The sequence below is a fragment of the Rossellomorea sp. GCM10028870 genome (assembly GCF_042666755.1).
Taxonomy (GTDB): Bacteria; Bacillota; Bacilli; order Bacillales; family Bacillaceae_B; genus Rossellomorea.
Genome location: NZ_JBHTGN010000001.1, coordinates 1,314,630 through 1,331,803 on the forward strand (window position 1 = coordinate 1,314,630; position 17,174 = coordinate 1,331,803).

Sequence of the window (17,174 nt, forward strand, 5' to 3'; positions counted from 1 at the left end):
CTCCTTTTTATAAATTTATAACGTTGTTTCGGTTGGTCTTTTGAATACTATCTAAACCTTTATGAAGATCGTTAATCAATTCATCCACGTTTTCAAGTCCTACTGATAATCGTAATAAACCATCAGTAATCCCTCTCCTTTCCCGTTCAGCTTTCGGCATAGAAGCATGTGACATCCTTGATGGATAGGATAGAATTGATTCAACAGCTCCTAAACTTACGGCGAATACGGGAATGTTTACATTTTGTATGAGTTGCTTCACTTCCTCTGCACCCTTTAACCGGAAGGAAAGAACCGCTCCAGGACCCTCTGCTTGTCGGACTTGAATTTCACGACCGGGATGATAGCTCAAGCCTGGATAATACACTTCTTCTACTTCCTTTCTCTTTTCTAAGAAGCTCGCAATCTTATAAGCGGATTCTGATGATTCCTTCAATCGTACATGCAGTGTTTTCAGCCCTCTTAAGAGCAACCAGCAATCCTGGACACCGAGGACCGCACCGAAAGAATTCTGCAAGAAAGCAAGCTTCCTGGCAATCTCTTCATTTCCCGTTACCGCGAGCCCCGCCAAGACGTCACTATGTCCGGCAAGAAACTTAGTGGCACTGTGAAGAACAACATCAACACCTAAGCTGATCGGTCTTTGCAGCAGGGGAGTCATGAAGGTATTATCCAGAAACGTTAAACATCCATTCGCCTTGGCAAGCTTCACGACTCCTTCAATATCGGTGATGTTCAGAAGCGGATTGGAAGGTGTCTCCATATAAATCACTTTCGTATTGTGTTTAATTGAACAAGCCACTTCATGAAGATCCTTCATGTTCACAAATGAATATTCAATCCCAAATTTAGTGAGGACCTCTGTAATCATTCTGTATGTCCCACCGTACACTTCTTCTGATACTAGAACGTGGTCGCCACTCGATAATAATAAAAAGCTTGTGGAGATTGCCGCCATCCCTGATGAAAAGGCAAAGCCTCTTACTCCACCTTCCAATTCCGCTATCGTTTCTTCAACAGTTTCCCTCGTCGGATTTCCCGAACGGCTGTAGTCATATGTTCCATATTGATCAAAATCCTGTTGGTGAAAGGTTGTAGCATGATGTAACGGTGTAGAGACCGCTCCTGTTTCTTTATCAAATCCGTGAGAATGAATGAGTGACGTCTGAAGTGAAAATGGTTTTTTACTCATACGTAAGCACCTCTTTTTCCAATTGTTGAAATACATTCTCCAGGTCTTCAATCAGGTCATCAATAAATTCAATTCCTACAGAGAACCGCAGGAGCCTGTTGCAGATACCCAACCTATTTCTTTCTTCTTCGGGAATGTCTGCATGTGTTTGGGTTGCGGGGTAGGTGATAAAGCTTTCAACCCCTCCTAAACTTTCAGCAAACGTAATAACTTTTAAGTGTTTGAGAAAGGGATCCACCCATTCTTCCTTTGCGATTCGAAAGGAAAGCATGCCGCCTTTTCCCGGATATAAAACGTCCGTTACACATTCGTGCCCTTCAAGATATTTTGCTAGTTTTCTTGCGTTTTTTTCATGTTGAGCCATTCGGAGACTAAGGGTTTTCATCCCTCTTAATAAAAGCCAACAATCAAATGGTGAGAGAACCGCGCCGATGGAATTTTGAATGGTGCAGATTTTTCCCGCCAGCTCCTCTGTGTTTACAACCACAACACCTGCCAGCACGTCATTATGGCCCCCTAAGTATTTCGTGGCGCTGTGAATAACTATGTCTGCTCCTTCAGTGAGTGGCTTTTGAAGAACAGGTGTGTAGAAGGTATTATCGACAATTAAAAGCAACCCGTTACACTTTGCGATTCCAGCAACCTCAGAAATGCTTGCTTCATTCATTAATGGATTGGTTGGCGTTTCAAGAAAGATGGCCTTTGTTCTCTTAGAAATTTGTTCTTCTATGGAGCCGGCATCACTTGTATCGACGAAATGAAATTTGATACTATATTGTGCTTCATACTGTACGAACAAACGGTAGCTCCCGCCGTATAGGTCTTTCGAAACAATCAATTCATCCCCGCTGGAAAATAAGCTAAGGATTGCCTGAATCGCTGCCATCCCCGAGCTGAAGGCAAACCCTCTGTGCCCTTCTTCCAATTGAGTGAGGGTGTCTTCTAAGGTTGCGCGGGTTGGATTTCCTGTTCTTGTGTAATCATAGCCTGTCGATTGCCCAATCCCCTTATGTTCATAAGCAGTCGATAAATGAATGGGTAGGCTCACAGCACCCGTTGCAGGATCTTTCCGGTTTCCCGCCTGGACAAGCAAAGTATCAATATGTTTTTTCAATATTCTTCTCTCCTTTTCTTTCCCTGTAAACGAAAAGGGAAAAAACAAAAAAACCTTCTTAATGAAAATAAGAAGGTTTTGTACGTTCGTTCTCCCTCTTATCGTCCAAGTTGACATCAACTTGCTGGAATTAGCACCATACCTAAAACTGTGGCTGGTTGCTGAGGTGTCTTCGGGCCAGTCCCTCTACCTCTCTTGATAAGAAACTATATGATTTTGTGAAAAATAACTTTCCCATAACTTATAACAAAGAAGAACAAATGTCAATGAGAATTATGAATTATCCGAAAATGAAGCATACATAGTGACGCAACTTTTTGAGCCGTTTTTCGTCTGCTTCTATATTCTTGCAGAGGTCCGCACATTCCCTCCAATCAACTCCAGATGAATGGCTGAATTCAAAAAATAGAGCGATTCATTTTATTTAATGAAAGATACCCATTTTCCTTTTAATTTCTTTCATAAATGGAATCGTCTTTTCTCTTGCTTTATCGGCTCCTTCTTTTAAAATGGCATCCAGCCTCTTGGGGTTGGCTATTAGTTCTTCATATTTGGATCGAGGTTCCTCGATAAATGAATTCATGACTTGGAATAGCTCTTTTTTCGCTTCTCCCCACCCTATTCCGCCTTGAAATCTCCTTCTCATTTCTTCAACTTGATCGGATGTTGCAAATTCCTTATAAAGCGAAAATATGACGGACGATTCAGGATCCTTAGGCTCCTCAGGGGGTGAAGAATCTGTTTTGATTTTATTGATTAGTTTTTGAAGCTTTTTTGATTCTTCAAATAATGGGATGGTATTGTTATAGCTTTTACTCATTTTTCGTCCATCAAGTCCCGGTAGAACAGATGTTTCTTCCTGTATCACATAATCGGGAAGAACAAATGTTTCGCCATATTGCTTATTAAAGTTTTCTGCAATGTCCCTTGCAATTTCGACATGCTGAATTTGATCTTTACCGACAGGAACCAGTTCCGTTTGGAATAGAAGGATATCCGCCGCCATCAATATCGGGTAGGTGAATAAGCCCATGTTGACCCCTGCATCTACTTCTCTGCCCCTTTTTTGATTATCTTCAACTATTGATTTATATGCATGGGCCCGGTTCATTAATCCTTTCGGTGCAAAGCAAGCGAGGATCCAGCTTAATTCAAAAATCTCAGGTACATCAGATTGACGGTAAAAAATCGCTCGATCAGGATCCAACCCTAATGCTAACCAAGCTGCCGCCACTCCATAAGATAGTTCTTTCATTTCATGCTGATCATGTATCTTCGTTAACCCATGATAATCCGCAACAAAATAAGCGGTGTTGTAGGATTGATTCTCTGCCAATCGTAATGCCGGTTTAATGGCGCCAATATAATTCCCTAAATGAATCCTGCCTGTTGGTTTGATACCAGTCAGAACTTGTTTTTTCATAACAATCCCCCCGTCTAAAATAATAAAACCAAACACAAAAAGGGCTTCTCATCCCCTAAAAAAGGACGAGAAACCCGTGGTGCCACCTTCATTCGCTTACACTTTAGTAAACGCACTCATATGTACAGAAGTCGCCTTCGATACATCGTCTCTTTTATCGGTGAGACCCTCCGCCATAACCTACTTCATTTCAGCCTGGATGCTCAAAAGCCCATTCAACGATTTCACCATACTGATTCTCACTATCCATCAGCTCTCTGAAATGTTTCGTTCGTCTACTCTTCTTCCTCATCGCATTTAACTATTTTAGTGTTTCCATTATTTTAATGTATCAGGAAATAATGGTCAAGTAGGCGAAAACACATTTTAGATTTCTTTAGATGAAAGAGGAAGGAAAAGTTTTATGCCTCTCTTATTAAAAGGGAGAAATTTCATATCCGCGATCAGATGACTTGCATATCCGATTACACACGCTTCAAAAACTCCATCAATCATTATTGATGACTCCAGATAATGGGCAATCATGCCATAATATACAATTCCAAGAACAGAGTGAGTATAACTGCGATGTGAAACGAATGAGGCAACGAAAATATAAATGCCCAACAACCATAACCACGTTTCATTCAACTGCCAACCGCATGCTGTCACACCGATGCCGGTAATCATCAGCATCCTTCTCTGGGTAATGAAACTCGAGAGAATCATCATTCCTGCACCATATCCAATCCCGAGCCATTGTTCTTTCCCAATTCCTTCAAGATAGCTGTACACCATCATTAAAAAACCAATGATTTGTGCCACTGCTCTGATCATTTTGGGTGAAAAAGTAACCTTGTTACTAAGCTTTCCGTCAATATCCATATCAGGCATGAGTCCGGATACCCCGCCTATTGCCACAAGTGTGGCGGTTATGTCAGGACCAGATCCAAATGAGTTCGCCACAATAAATCCCGTTGCTGCTCCAATAGCCATATGTGCTGTGCCGTTCAAGTGTGTCCTCCTACTTTCGTATCTCATTATGTATGTACCAGATTACTATGATAGCCTTTATTATCCATATTGACTATGGGAAGTACGAATTAATTTCTAAAGATGAGCCGATATGCGCGCAATTATTTCAAGAAGGTAGGACCTTTCATGAGGAACATAGTGATGGTAACTCACCCTTTGCTTAATGAAGTCCGTTTTTCCTGTTTCATTAATATGAAATCCTTCTACTTCTATTTCCGCTTTCGTTTGTTGAACGAGGGCTTTAAAGTCTTGAAGAGTCGTACGGAAAATACCGGACACTTCTTCTAACTGAAGTTGAAACTCGTCATATGCAACCGGCTTGGAATACAGGAATACGTGAGTTAGTTCCCGATCGATCATATCCCGTTGATCTAATTCCCCTTTTACAATTCCTAATGATTGCAGTTCATCTATCTTAATAAGAAGTCCAAGCTCTTCATGAACTTCTCTTACGCCGTCTTCAATCTTCTCTTCTGACAAGATATGTCCAGCGGCGGTAATATCAAGCAAGCCAGGGAAATCCTTTTTCTTATCACTTCTCAGTTGGAAGTAAATATAGGTCTCTCCACTACTCTCATCATAATGCGCAAGCCAACAGTGAAAAGTTTCATGCCAATATCCCTTTAAATGAACCTCGGAACGACTCGCTACTCCAATCCTATTACCGTATTCATCAAAGACGGCTAGTTGTTCTTCCTCCACCCGTATCCCTCCTTTATTTCATTTCCTCCAGATAATCTTTAACCTCCAAGAGATCTTCAACCACAATATCCGCTTCACGCAATTCATTTTCCTGAGAAAAATCAAAAGCACAACCTATCGAAAGAAAGTGATTTGCCTCTGCTCCTTTGAAGTCAGACAATCTATCACCAATCACAATCCCATGTGTCAGATTATGATCCTCTTTGATTTTTCGAATCAACTCCCCTTTGTCATCTGAATGTATTTCCTGAATGCTGTAGCACTCTAAAATCCATTGATCCAAATGAAAGTACTCCACGACCGTCTTTAAATAATGAGGATAGCCGTTGCTTGCCACAAAGATCGGAAAACCTCTCCCTGATAAGTAAGCTAATATTTCCTCCGTATGTGGATAGAGAGATCCATTTCCCTTCTGAATATTTTCAATCAGTTTTTCATGAAATAGATCATTCACTTTCCCATGTATATGTAAGGGATGATGAGGTAAAAGTGTTTTCCACACAACAGAAAGAGGGACACCCATAATTTCTCTGTATATTTCAAGAGGTGTATCCTCTTTCCACGTTCCTTCATCTCTTAGTCGTTGAAACGTATCATGAAGTGAAGCTTCAAGAATACGATCCGTTTGAAATAACGTTCCATCCATGTCAAAAATCATTGCAGCTTTCATCTATATTCTCCTTTATTGCCCTTCGTACATTTATATGTTCGACGATTTAAGCTTAAATTACAATCTTGCTTACATGAAATAACCTTCTACAATCATATCAAATCTACGGTCGAAAGAAAGCAGCTACGTTTAGATGAACAACTTCTTACTGAGTATAGCTGTCCATTTGTGACCACCAATCTTTTTTAACAAAAAAACACACAAGAACGCTTCTCTCGTGTGTTAAGTCCTTAAATCGGTGTATAACTTGCTTTCTTTAAGATGCATTTGGAAGATAAAAGAGGACCGTCAACATCATGCCGATAACAGAAAAGATCACGATACTAACTGCTACAGACTTATGAGACTTTGACACATGTTTCTTCTTTAACACGTTAATAAACTTAAAAGCCAATAACGAAAGAATGAACAAAGATACAAACAAGAGCTCGCTCATGGACAATCCCTTTCTTCAGTAAGGTGTATTCTTTTTAAGATATGAAATCACTTTACCATATTTTCTTATTCAGTAAAAATATTTATTCTTAGAAATAAAAATATATCCAATCAGGCGTTTTGCGAAGCGCTTTTTCCCAGGCAGGGAGTTCACTAAAAGCCTTCATGGTCAGCTTTTTACTATGCTTAATGTCATTATGGATGAGTGATTCTAATTCGGCGGCAACTTTTGCATCGCGTATGATGCAGTTGCTTTCATCATTTAAGTAGAAGCTGCGTGGATCCCAATTGGCTGTACCTATATCAGCCCATTTATGATCGATGACCAGCACTTTACCGTGGAAAAATCCTTTTTCATATAAATAGAGATCCACTCCGCTCTCTAACAAAGTTTTCTCTATCCTGTAACTTGGCGGCTTCGTAAACCATGCATCTGTATTGTCCGGGATGAGTATTTTCACTTTTACCCCACGCTTCACTGCTTTCTTTAAAGCTGATACCAGTTTCCCATTTGGTAAAAAGTATGGCGTTGTAATTGTGATACTCTCTTCCGAACTGTTAATCCAGTTTACTGTCTTATCTACAATACTGTCTCCTGTAGAAAACAAGAAATGAACGTTGCTCCCCTCATTTTCACTTGAAGTACGAGTAGGATGCACGCTCTCCATACTTTCTGCTCCATCCTCGACCCAGTCCCTTTTAAACTGCTGTGCCACCTCTTTTCCTGCCTCACCCTCCAACCGTATGTGATAGTCCCTCCAGTACCCAAGCTTCGGGTCTTTCCCTAAATATTCATCCCCCATATTGAAGCCTCCAATATAGGCAATTCTTTGATCAATGGAAACGAGCCTGCGATGGTTCCGATGATGAAGGGAATAGAAAATGTTCTTCAGGGATAGAGACCTGCTTTTGACAATTTTCACCCCTCCTTCTCCCATCCTATTTATACTTTCCTTCTTAATGTCTGAACCAAGGAAGTCGACAGACAATCGAACATCTATACCTTCCTTAGCCTTTTCAATCAGCAAATCAAAAAACTCGTTGGAAATCTGATCATCCCTGATAATAAAAAAATGAATCCAAACCAGCTCATCTGCTGTTTTAATATCCGCAAACAATTTTTTATATAAGTCCTTCCCTGTATTATAGACGTTGATTTCAGCTTTACGAGAAAGGGTTTCCGTCATTGGGTGAGTTCTCGCATAGTTTTTTACACCTTGTTTCACATCCCAGTGCATGATGAGAAACAAAATCACGATGAATGCAGCCGTTATCAGGATTCCTTTAAGTCCTTTTTTCAGCAAGAGAACTCACCTCCTTTTTATGTAGTGTTAGCTTTTGTTTAAGGAGAAGGACTATACATTTCCATTCAAAATATATCAAAGTTCCAGGCATCTTTTGTTCCTATTTTACAATTTACCGAAAAAAAGAGCATTAACATAACGTTAATACTCTCAGTTGATTTTTTTATTGATTCTCAACAGATTATAGATTAAGCGTGCGAACACAAAAAGGAGGCCACCAATAAATGAACCCAATGTATTCATTATCCAATCATCAATATCCGTTGCTCTTCCTAATGGAAGATAGTATTGAGCAAACTCTATTCCAAAGGAGAAAAGTGCTCCGATAAATGTCACCATCAGAATAATCTGCTTTGACTGCCTCATCCACCAAGCAATAAAAAAGGCTAATGGAATGAACAATAATATATTGGCCATCAAGTTTCGAATGGGCACATCTAAATGATTCCGGTAAATTAAATTCAACTTCAAATTAGAAAATGGATCAAAATTCACAGATCCCTCTGAAACATTTCCACCCGTCAATGGGGTCATTGTGATTAAACAGATTGCTCCAATCGTTATACACGTAAACAGAACAGGCAGTAAATTCATCCATCTGCCCTTCCCCTTTCTCTTCTTCCAAAAGGAGACCGCAAAGATAAGGGAAATCGTCACAACCACAATAATTGGAAGAACCCAACCAAATGCGCTCCATAATTCTTTCATGATTCCTTTTCCTACTTTCCTCTAGGCTACAACGATGATTTAGTTTATTTACGATGATATATGTTTGAAAGAGAAGCATTATGACAACTGGCGAATCGTCACCTCAGCAGTCTCTTTATCGATTCCATTCCAGGAGGTGTGGATTTCAAAAGTTCCTTCTTCAAAAAACAAAGGGAATTTTCGTTTAAAAAAAGGCTGCATCGGTAAATTTAAGGCTGCTGACTTTAAGACCCAAACCAATTCACCTTCGGGTTTTCAAGGAGCTCACCTGTGGTTTCATAGGCAAGGTAATTATACACGATATATCGAAATCCCTTTCCAGGTACAACGTATTCATCTAACCCTTTATACCTTAATTTTTCCACCTGTAAACCTGTCTCTTCTCTTACCTCTCGGATTGCACCTGCTGCCGGGCTTTCGGGGAAGTCAATTTTACCTCCCGGGGCAATATAACCGGGATAATCTTTCCGCTCCGGCCTATTTAATAACAGCACTTTGTCCCCACGCTGTATCATTACTAACGAATACATCACTGTATCTACTTTCATTCATTCCTCATTCCTTCATACTTGTTCCAATCCACTTACGATGCCCCTGAATCCTTAAAGTCAGACCATCCTTATCCAGCTTTTCTAGAAACGGTATCATATATTTTCTGGATAATCCCAGAGCAGCTTTGGCATCAGCTATATCGAATGTTTCGCCGGTCTTTTCTTTTAAGCCTTCAACAGCTTTCATAAAAATTTGATAAGAATAGGCTTTTTTATTATCCAATTGCACGATTTTCTTTTCCTGGATAAAAAAGTGATAAAAATCAGACTGCCATTTTTGAGGAATACCTACTTGATGAAAATACTCTTCCATGTCTTTTACGTGTGTCCCATCAGCCTCTAATAAGATAATGAGCTGTTTGCATCGTTTCTCCCATTCAGTAGGTAAGTGAGGAATGAATCCCTCTAAACAAAGAAAGCCACTGTTTCGCTTCCAATGTTTTTGTTCAATCACATAGTCCACTAAATCTTCTGTGTACCTTTTTAAAGTTTGTTTCAACTCACCACTATTGATCCCTCGCAATAACGGAAACTCCTCGTGAAACTCTCGAAGAATCTGTTCGATCGATTTCACACATTCTTCAACTATTTTCATATGAGAGATCTTGGATTCTGAAAGTACAACCCATTGATCATCACCCTGTAGCAAATCATGCAGTTCTCTATGCGATAAAGAGGCTTCACTTAAGATGAAATCTTCATCTACACATTTATATTGTTCAAGTAGCCTTAGAACTCTTTCCTGAGGCGTCCCGTGCCGTTCAGACTGAAGAAGGGCCATCGTTTCCTCTCCGAACTTGTATTTCCCACCATTCGGCTGAATAATCCAGCCTCCTCCGATGGTTTCCATTGGAGAGGGTCTTCTTAGTATAAAACGATCGCCTCTTTTGACAACAATCGATTCATCAAGCCGGATCTGGCATAAAATAAGCTCGGTTTCCGACTCCACTTTATTTCGATCAAAAAATACGAGCTTCCCCATCACTTCGGAAGTTCCTACATGGAGCACAACAGGCATTCTTTGTTTTATAGGATGGTTTACTGCATGTATTACTTCGAGACACACATCAATCGTGTTGGTCACGGTAAGATGAGTGGATGTGACGAGTACATTTCCTCTTTTCAATTCTTTGTAGTCCACTCCAGAAAGGTTTATCGCTGCACGTTGACCGGCAAAAGCACGACTCTCTTTCCTATGATGGGCTTGAATTTGTTTCGCTTTTGTATGTATTCCTTGAGGTAATATGATTATTTCTTCTCCAGTGTCCAAGGTTCCTTCAAAAACGGTCCCTCTTACGACTGTCCCTTGACCCTTTAAAGTAAAAACTTGATCAATCGGTAAACGAAAATCGCCTCTGATACTTCTTGAAGCCATGCCTCTTAATGTAGTAATGATTTTCTGTTTTAACTCTTCGACACCCTCTCCTGAAATACTATCTGCCACCAAGACACTGGCCCTTTCAAATACCGTTCCTTTCAACTCATCTATCACTTCTTCAAGAGCCATATCCCGTAGTTCTTCATCAACTTTCGAAATTTTCGTCAGCACGACAATACCGTGAGTAACTCCTAGTAACGACAGGATATCAAGATGTTCCTTCGTTTGCGGCATCACACCTTCGTCTGCAGCTACCACTAACACAATGAGATCGATCCCGGCCACACCTGCGATCATCTGGCGAATAAACCGCTCATGACCAGGAACATCCACTACGGAAATCTCCATTTCTTCATCATTATATAATGGGGCAAACCCGGGTTCAATCGAGATGCTGCGATCCTTTTCCTCCTTTAATCGATCAGTATCAACAGAAGTAAGGGCTTTTGTGAGAGTGGTTTTTCCATGATCAATATGTCCGGCCATTCCAATCGTATAATATTGTTTCCCCATCCTCTCACCTTCCCTTTACCTTTTCTTTTGGAAGCGGAAAAATAGGACGCCTGCCATTATGGCAAAACAAATGGCGAATAGGATTCCCTTCCATACATCTCCATCTGAAATAGATTTCAATACCCATAATAATATAAATAAAGTTATGGCTATATCAATCATCAACATACCTTTTGAGTTTCGAATGTTAATTCACCTGCTACCCTCTAATTTAGTTGCGCTACTTTCACTTTATCATAATCCCGGTTTACCGTTCCATTAGGTATAAACCTTGGCATACAATATTCCCAATCATAGCGGTTCCCCTTTTTATCATTATAATCCTTAAAACCCTGATTTTGGAATGGATTTCAATAATAAAAAAGAGAATCACCTGACATTCTGTGATTCTCCTTCCTAGTCTATTTCGATCCTTCTTTAATCAATGTTTTCATATCTTGGACAATTTCATCGTATGGGACATCACTATTGCCACTATACGTTTTTACGACAGTACCTTTTTGATTCACCAGGTAGAAGCTGGTACCATGAATCATCTGATCGGAATTAGGATCGTCGGCTACGATCGAGCGGAAGGAACGTTCGGCCAAATTCTTTACCTCGTCAAATTCATAGCCTGTAAGCAGTTCCCATTTACTCGTGTCTGCTTCAAAGTTTGAAATATATTCTTTTAATGCGTCCGGTGTATCATTTTCAGGATCTACGCTGAAGGAGACGATTTTGTATTCCTCTACTCCTTCTTCTTTCAGCTTTTCTTGAAGCTTCGTTAAATTAAATGTCATAGGTGGACAAACTGTTTCACAATTAGTGAATATGAAATCTGCGATCCAGACTTGTCCTTTCAAATCATTCAAACCGACTTCTTGATTATTTTGATTGGTATAAGAAAATTCTTTCACTTCATAATCTGTTTCTGCTTGAAAGTCACTATTACTGCAACCTGCAAGGAGAATACCGATGATGGTCATCACCACAATGAATGGTTTGGTTTTTGACATCTTTATCTCCTCCGACTTTATCTATCTCTCCCATTCTATGTTAGTAAAAAGAGGATAAAAAAACAATCAGCAGAGGCAATATTCATTGTCTATTTTGTGAAAGCTCTGCTTCCCTTCCAATATCAAACGCTCCCAGACTTCCAGCGTATGCACCTTTCTCTGGAAAAATAGGGGTGTAGGATAACATATCTTGAAATTGTGTAAGGTCCTCTTTTAAAGCAGGATTTGATTTCAACGTACTTCCAATAAATACGAAATGCTCTAACTTAAGAACTTGAGATGCTTGAGATGTAAGCAGAATAATGGTTTCTGCTATCATATTTGTTAGAGCCCGCAGTTTGTCTGCTTTCTTAGAAGATGCATCCCCTTTAGCAAAATTTGCAGCTGTCAAATGTTCAGGAACTGGAGAATTCATTGCCTCATAAACGTCTCTTACTGTTAAATCAACTTGCTCTCGTTTGCCTACTTTTGATAACCGTACCAGCTCGTAATAGTCAGACTCTCCAGTTAGCAGACCTCCCAATCCCATAAAGGTTCCGCCACCTAACCCACTACCGAGTAATCTCTCACATCCGTTTTCATCAACCTTAAAAATAGACGTCCCTGTACCTATATTTATGAGGATGAACTGTTTCAGGTCACTATTTTCCTCTTTAAGGAGCAGTTTAGCTCCACTGCAAACTGCTTCGAATTCACGAACAATATGTGCATGTGGAAAGATCTCTCCCCACTTCTCTGCTTTTCCTCCCGTAATGAAGAGTTTATGATTTTGGGCCAAGAGTGTAAGCCACTGCTGCACATTCTCTTGCTGCTCACTGGTAAATGTTTTAAAATGCATTCGGCCAGTTTCTTCATACACGATCTTGGTTAACGTGCCGCCAGCATCTACCCCGACTACACTCATTCTTCCCGTTCCTCCATTTTTTTCTTGGAAAATAAATAGTGCAGCGTAAATCCATGAACGACCATTATCGTAAGGAAAGCAAGAAAATAATAGAAAACACCTATGACCCCATCTGAAGTATCCTCTGTTATGAGCCACCATACGGATGCAAAGAGAAGAAAAAGAAATTGAAGTGCGACTCCCTCCAAGAATGGTTTTTTATAGGTATTAAAATCCAAAAGCCTTTTCCAGCTCCATCCAATCGCCACTACGGCAGATACTAACAATAGTAATATGTAGATACTTATTTTCATCAGTGATGCCTCCATTCAAATTCATACTATTTCCATGTTATTCAAATGACCTGGAAAATGAAAGAGAAAAAGGGAAAAACACCAATTTATTTTGGTGTTTTTCTACACTGATCCTATTCCATGCTTTTGTGATCGTAACGATAGGCGTTGAAATGTGTAATATCCACTTTTACTTTCACTTCGTCTAATGAATGGTCTGTTAAATAGAATGAAGGCTGTTCTTCAAGCTTTCTAAACTTTAGTGGATGGTATCTATACCATTTTTCACCTACATTCAGTAAATCCACTTGCTTTTCCAACCCAATATTATACACTTTTTTAATTTCATTTTCCAAAGACTTTTCCAATGTACTTTTCACATCTTTATATGGAGAATCCACTAATTTTTCAATTAGCTCAGCTTTCACGCTGACTTCAAGTGAAAAGGTGGAGAAATCACCTCTTTCTTCCTTGTACTTTATTTTAGGCTCTTTCGTCAATAGTTTAAATGTAGATACCAATTCATCATCAATATATAGAGGATAATCGATTTGATTCTTTTTGGTAAGCAACCAATCAACGATGATGGAGGGTTTAGAAGGGAGGTCTCCTTTGAATTGTGATTGTTGAAACAGACTATAACCGCTCAGATAAAGTACAGGGTATGGTTGATCGGTTTGCCAGGATTTTTTATCGATACTGATATTTGGGATGAACGCTGTCCCCATCGGTTCATAGTACTCCCGAAGAAAATGCATTAAACTTGTTGCACTAATATCATCTTGTAAAGCCTCTACGGTTTCTTCTGTCAAAAGGACTGTATAAACGGGAGGATATTGAAATAAACCATTCAACTTAAAGATTTCCTCCATGCTCTCGTCAGTTGTAAACAATAGAAGATTGGGCCTTAATGATCGATTTCTGCCCACATCCTCCAGAACTTCTTTGAATTTAAACTTGATCAAATTTTTTGAGACGACGAGAGTTTTTGTATGTCCAAAAAACAATGACGGCCTCGATGCTTTATATAGGTTTCTTACAGCCATATTCAGGGTTTTACCGGAAGCAGAACCGACAAAAGTCGGAACAGGCTCTGTCGGCTTACTCCCCTCCTGCTTGGCTACATTGGCAAAATTCAAGCCTTGAAGATATGCAGTATATAACTCGTTCTCTTCATTATAATCCAATCCGATCGAGACGATATAAGTTAGGTCCTGAATGTTTTTTGACCCCGTGCATCCTGTTAATAAAAGTGCTGCAGCAACTAAGATGAGCTTACTTATCATATTGATCATAATGATCTATCCCTTCCTTGTATCATCATCCGGGCTCGTTGTAGGGGTGCGCTTCTTATAAAACTGAATAGGCAACCGGAACAATGACCGAATGAATTCATTCCAACTGATTGGAGCTACAGAACCAAGGAATGGAGTACCATAGGAAGATTTCGTCGCTAAATAGAGAACCGTCAGAATAAAGCTCATCACAACACCGAATAATCCAAAAAAAGTGCTAATGAGCAATACAATGAACCTTAATATCGTTGTTCCATATTTCAATGTTTGATTGACGAGTGTAAACGACGAAATATATGTAATGGCACCAATAACAAGCATGGTTGGCGATGTCAACCCGGCACGTATGGCGGCATCTCCCACAATCAGCCCCCCAAGTACAGAAACCGTCTGTCCAATTGCCCTGGGTAGCCTGACACCCGCTTCATTAAAAAACTCAAACAAAAATAGGACGATAAACATCTCAACAGGAGCGGAAAGGGGCAAGCCGAACCTGGACATGGAAATCGTAGCCACGAGCAGATAGGGAATTTGTTCAATATTATAAGCCGAAAATGCCACCCATAATCCTGGTAAATAAGCTGAAATCAAGATCCCGGCTACTCGCAGGATCCTTTCCAAAGATACATATACGTAATTGATACTAGAGTCTTCTGGTGATTTCGTTTGTAACAGAAGATTTATTGGCGCAATTGAAACAGTTGGGTACCCATCCACCAAGAGGGCAAATCTTCCCTGAACTAATGAATCAATGATAAAATCGGGGCGACCTGTATAATCGAAATTAGTGAAAATTGAATTAGGGTTGTCATCCAGCATTGATTCCAGCTGTTGATTGCTGGTTAGAACATCTATATCCACTTTTTCTAACCTGGTATATAGCTCATTGAGAATACGCTCATCGATTACATCACTCAGGTACATGATGGCGATTTCTGTATGACTGCGGGTCCCTATCTTATATTTTTCCACGGAGAGCGTTGGAGTGAAAAGCCTTCTCCTAATTAAAGATATATTTGTATTTAAGTCTTCAACAAATCCATCTTTTGGCCCGCGGATGGATGTTTCAAGCGATGATTCTTCCGGCAGCCGTTTAGGAAAATTGCCTGCATGTAAGGAGATAATTTTTTCATCGATGAAAAACAAAATATACCCATTGAATAGAGCAGTAGAGAGCTTATCCAGGGACTTTCCCGTTTCATCTACTGCTTGGAAATTCCCCTCCATCTTTTTTGCATAGGACTTTTCAGGAGACTCTTCTAATTTTGGGAGAATGAATTGATCGAGATAATGTCGATCGACCAAACTCTCAAAATACACCAGGGTGACGACTTCATCGTGAAAAAAATGTTCTCGAATAAGTAAATCATGACTCTTTGAAAATAATTGCGTTAACTCTTTCAAAGTGTCCTCTTTTTCTTCCACTATCCGCTTTTCTTTCGAAGACTTCTTCATTTTGAACATCCTTTACTTTATAAATCGGAGGATTACTGCTGACGTAATAATTTGTACGATGAAAAGGACAACGGTTGCAGGGAAAAAGTAGATATATAAGAACTTATAAAAAAAATAAGAATCAACATCAATGAAAATAAGTACTAACAGCACTAGAAAAATTGGCACCAACACTTTTAGTGACATTCGATAACGAGCCTTCTTTTTCGTAAAAAACACGGCTAGCAGAAACATGAATAAACTAATCCTGATAAGTGCCCCACATAACCACTGATAGAGAGCAAAGAAATCTAAATGCGTAATAAATTCCCCAATGGCTAATATTCTCCATTGTTCATAAGCTGGATATCTCATATTCGCTGATTCTACATGTCCAAATTCCATGATAGAAGCGGTTAATGGCCCGAACATCAAGCCCATAAGTATTAGCCCAAGAACGATTAAATGATGAAATTTAATCTTCCCTTCACTATAAGGCTGTATTAATACAATCAAATATAATTCAAGTAAACCAGATAATACATAAATCATTCCTTTTAAGACAGGCTCATATCCTTGACTGAAAATTGGCAATAATAAACTGGGATCTTTCATATTTGTGTTTGTAAAAGCAATGAAAAAACCAAATAACATAACTAATGGCAATAATATCCCACTCGCGATGGCCATATGTTTGATCCCTGACCAACTGATTAAGAAGCAAATAATGTAGATGCTTCCTACCACTAATAATGATGGAACATCTGCTAAAAAATATGCGCTTAACCATATTATTAAATCAACAAAGGTTATATATGCACCTGATAACAAAAATAAACATATAGGTAGTGAGAATAGGAAAACAAGCCATTTGTTCCACTTTTGATTAAGTAGATGATAGAACCCTTCCGGTGGAGAATTCTTTACTATGTAATAAATGAGGAATGTGACGATAAAAAATATTGGATAGGTTAAGATAATACTGATCCATCCATCTCGTCCGGCTGCTTTTAGGATACTTGGTATAAGCATGACATGATTTAATAAACCGGTTGAAAGGATGAGCAATAATATAAGCTGTCGAGGAATTAAAATAGGACGAATGCTTTTCATAGTTTATCTCCAAAGTTAGGTAGTTTTATCTCTATTTATGTCCTACATATAAGAAATCAAACCTCCTTTCCCAATTAAGGATCGAGTACGACCGTTTCTTTTCCTTATAGAAATAAAAAGGTCAAAGAGCTATTCTCTTTGACCTTTTTAAATG

General features: G+C 39.3%; 16 protein-coding genes, 1 pseudogene, 1 riboswitch and 1 other annotated feature. All 17 genes and pseudogenes read right to left on the bottom strand.

The genetic code is table 11. The annotated features are described in order from the left end of the window. Window positions 1–7: 7 nt before the first annotated feature. The 17 genes and pseudogenes from metC to ACFQWC_RS06960 all read right to left on the bottom strand — a co-directional run bounded on the left by metC (window position 8) and on the right by ACFQWC_RS06960 (window position 17,020). On the bottom strand, window positions 8–1,192 hold the full coding sequence (metC, locus tag ACFQWC_RS06880) for a cystathionine beta-lyase (RefSeq protein WP_377106669.1): 1,185 nt from the start codon (window positions 1,190–1,192) through the stop codon (window positions 8–10). Next, window positions 1,185–2,306, bottom strand: coding sequence for a methionine biosynthesis PLP-dependent protein (locus tag ACFQWC_RS06885; RefSeq protein ID WP_377106671.1), 1,122 nt, complete (start codon window positions 2,304–2,306; stop codon window positions 1,185–1,187). The genes metC and ACFQWC_RS06885 overlap by 8 nt, the downstream gene beginning before the upstream one ends. Before the next feature lie 95 nt (window positions 2,307–2,401). Then, window positions 2,402–2,511: riboswitch (SAM riboswitch) on the bottom strand. Between the two features lie 219 nt (window positions 2,512–2,730). Continuing rightward, window positions 2,731–3,729, bottom strand: coding sequence for a tryptophan--tRNA ligase (locus tag ACFQWC_RS06890; RefSeq protein WP_377106673.1), 999 nt, complete (start codon window positions 3,727–3,729; stop codon window positions 2,731–2,733). Window positions 3,730–3,787: 58 nt separating this feature from the next. After that, window positions 3,788–4,030, bottom strand: a binding site (T-box leader). Between the two features lie 65 nt (window positions 4,031–4,095). Further along, entirely contained in the window at window positions 4,096–4,722 is a 627-nt protein-coding gene (locus ACFQWC_RS06895) for a metal-dependent hydrolase (RefSeq protein ID WP_299741130.1), read from the bottom strand. A 96-nt stretch (window positions 4,723–4,818) separates the two neighbouring features. Beyond that, window positions 4,819–5,445 (bottom strand): NUDIX hydrolase, encoded by a 627-nt coding sequence (locus ACFQWC_RS06900; protein WP_299741129.1) that lies wholly within the window; start codon window positions 5,443–5,445, stop codon window positions 4,819–4,821. A gap of 13 nt (window positions 5,446–5,458) precedes the next feature. Continuing rightward, a complete protein-coding gene (locus tag ACFQWC_RS06905; RefSeq protein ID WP_299741127.1) occupies window positions 5,459–6,115 on the bottom strand; it encodes an HAD hydrolase-like protein in 657 nt (218 codons plus the stop codon). A gap of 256 nt (window positions 6,116–6,371) precedes the next feature. Next, a complete protein-coding gene (locus tag ACFQWC_RS06910) occupies window positions 6,372–6,551 on the bottom strand; it encodes a hypothetical protein (protein ID WP_299741125.1) in 180 nt (59 codons plus the stop codon). 88 nt (window positions 6,552–6,639) lie between these two features. Further along, window positions 6,640–7,854 carry a cardiolipin synthase gene (cls, locus tag ACFQWC_RS06915; RefSeq protein ID WP_377106676.1) on the bottom strand — a complete coding sequence of 405 codons (1,215 nt, stop codon included), beginning with the start codon at window positions 7,852–7,854 and terminating at the stop codon, window positions 6,640–6,642. A gap of 150 nt (window positions 7,855–8,004) precedes the next feature. Further along, window positions 8,005–8,562: a VanZ family protein gene (locus tag ACFQWC_RS06920; protein ID WP_299741121.1), complete on the bottom strand. Its 558-nt coding sequence runs from the start codon at window positions 8,560–8,562 to the stop codon at window positions 8,005–8,007. 78 nt (window positions 8,563–8,640) lie between these two features. Continuing rightward, window positions 8,641–9,110 (bottom strand): annotated as a pseudogene (locus tag ACFQWC_RS06925) (NUDIX domain-containing protein). Between the two features lie 7 nt (window positions 9,111–9,117). After that, entirely contained in the window at window positions 9,118–11,004 is a 1,887-nt protein-coding gene (selB, locus tag ACFQWC_RS06930; protein WP_377106678.1) for a selenocysteine-specific translation elongation factor, read from the bottom strand. Between the two features lie 401 nt (window positions 11,005–11,405). After that, the gene (locus ACFQWC_RS06935) at window positions 11,406–12,002 is read right to left on the bottom strand and encodes an SCO family protein (RefSeq protein WP_299741115.1); all 597 of its coding nucleotides are present in this window, start codon (window positions 12,000–12,002) and stop codon (window positions 11,406–11,408) included. 82 nt (window positions 12,003–12,084) lie between these two features. Then, window positions 12,085–12,906, bottom strand: coding sequence for a type II pantothenate kinase (coaW, locus tag ACFQWC_RS06940; RefSeq protein WP_377106681.1), 822 nt, complete (start codon window positions 12,904–12,906; stop codon window positions 12,085–12,087). Next, window positions 12,903–13,199, bottom strand: coding sequence for a hypothetical protein (locus ACFQWC_RS06945; protein WP_299741111.1), 297 nt, complete (start codon window positions 13,197–13,199; stop codon window positions 12,903–12,905). The genes coaW and ACFQWC_RS06945 overlap by 4 nt, the downstream gene beginning before the upstream one ends. Before the next feature lie 113 nt (window positions 13,200–13,312). Next, window positions 13,313–14,473 (bottom strand): Ger(x)C family spore germination protein, encoded by a 1,161-nt coding sequence (locus tag ACFQWC_RS06950; RefSeq protein ID WP_299741109.1) that lies wholly within the window; start codon window positions 14,471–14,473, stop codon window positions 13,313–13,315. Between the two features lie 6 nt (window positions 14,474–14,479). Further along, entirely contained in the window at window positions 14,480–15,928 is a 1,449-nt protein-coding gene (locus tag ACFQWC_RS06955; RefSeq protein WP_377106683.1) for a spore germination protein, read from the bottom strand. A gap of 12 nt (window positions 15,929–15,940) precedes the next feature. Further along, on the bottom strand, window positions 15,941–17,020 hold the full coding sequence (locus ACFQWC_RS06960) for an endospore germination permease (RefSeq protein ID WP_299741105.1): 1,080 nt from the start codon (window positions 17,018–17,020) through the stop codon (window positions 15,941–15,943). Between the last annotated feature and the right edge of the window lie 154 nt (window positions 17,021–17,174).